Annotated in this window: 2 protein-coding genes; one reads left to right on the forward strand and one right to left on the reverse strand. The window is 72.7% G+C overall.

All coding sequences use genetic code 11. The annotated features are described in order from the left end of the window. On the reverse strand, nt 1-330 hold a 330-nt coding region (locus tag CCN39_RS51255; RefSeq protein WP_208630445.1), incomplete at its 3' end, for a hypothetical protein. Nucleotides 331-453: 123 nt separating this feature from the next. Between CCN39_RS51255 and CCN39_RS29645 the strand changes: the two genes are divergently transcribed. Further along, nucleotides 454-1,054: Y-family DNA polymerase (locus tag CCN39_RS29645; RefSeq protein WP_491844429.1), on the forward strand; the 601-nt coding region annotated here is incomplete at its 3' end.

The raw sequence follows: 1,054 nt of genomic DNA on the forward strand, positions 1-1,054 counted from the left end.
AATCACGCGAGTTCCGGCCCGGGTCACGCGAGTTCCGTCCCGAATCACGCGGGTTTCGGGTTCCGGCCCGGTCAGGCGAGTTCCGGCCTGGATCACGTGGGTTCCGGCCCGGGTCACGTGGGTTCCGGCCCGGGTCACGCGGGTTCCGGCCTGGGTCACGCGGGTTCCGGCTCGAATCACGCGAGTTCCGGCCTGGATCACGCGAGTTCCGGCCTGGATCACGCGAGTTCCGGCCTGGATCACGCGAGTTCCGGCCTGGATCACGCGAGTTCCGGCCCGGATCACGCGAGTTCCGGTCTCGCGCACGGGCGCGCCGCCGAAGCCGCTCAAGTGCGTCCCGAAGCCCGGCTTTCCCGGGAAACTCCCGATTTCGCCCGAGCAGCCGGAGCAGCCCGAGCGGCCAGAGCAGCCCGAGCAGCCCGAGCAGCCCGAGCAGCCGGAGCAGGCTGCCGGATGACCGATGCGCCACGGTTGCTCGTGCTGTGGTGTCCGGACTGGCCCGTCGTCGCCGCCGGGGCTGCTGCCGGGGCGCCGCCCAGCTCGCCCGCCGCCGTTTTCTCCGCCAATCGTGTTGTGGCCTGCTCCGCTTCCGCGCGGCAGCACGGGGTCGGGCGGGGGATGCGGCGGCGGGATGCCCAGTCTCGGTGCCCGGGACTCGTGGTGCACCAGCACGATCCCGATCGCGATGCCCGGCTGTTCGAACCCGTCGCCGCCGCCGTGGAAGCGCAGGCCGTCGGGGTGGAAGTCGTGCGGCCCGGGCTGGTTGCCGTGCCCGTTGACGGCGCTTCCCAGTACTTCGGCGGGGAGGCCGCGCTGGCCGAGCTGCTCATCGACGAAGTCGCCGCGCGGGCCGGGGTCGAATGCCAGGTAGGGGTCGCCGATGGGCTGTTCGCCGCCACCCTCGCCGCCCGGCGGTCCGCGCTCGTCGCGCGTGGCCGGACCGCGGCGTTCCTCGCGCCACTCTCGATCACCGAGCTGAACCAGCCCGGTGATGACCGCGGTGAACTCGTCGACCTGCTCAAACGGCTCGGGCTGCGCACCCTCGGCGCGTTCG

Source organism: Amycolatopsis kentuckyensis (assembly GCF_002155975.1).
GTDB classification, from domain to species: Bacteria; Actinomycetota; Actinomycetes; order Mycobacteriales; family Pseudonocardiaceae; genus Amycolatopsis; species Amycolatopsis kentuckyensis.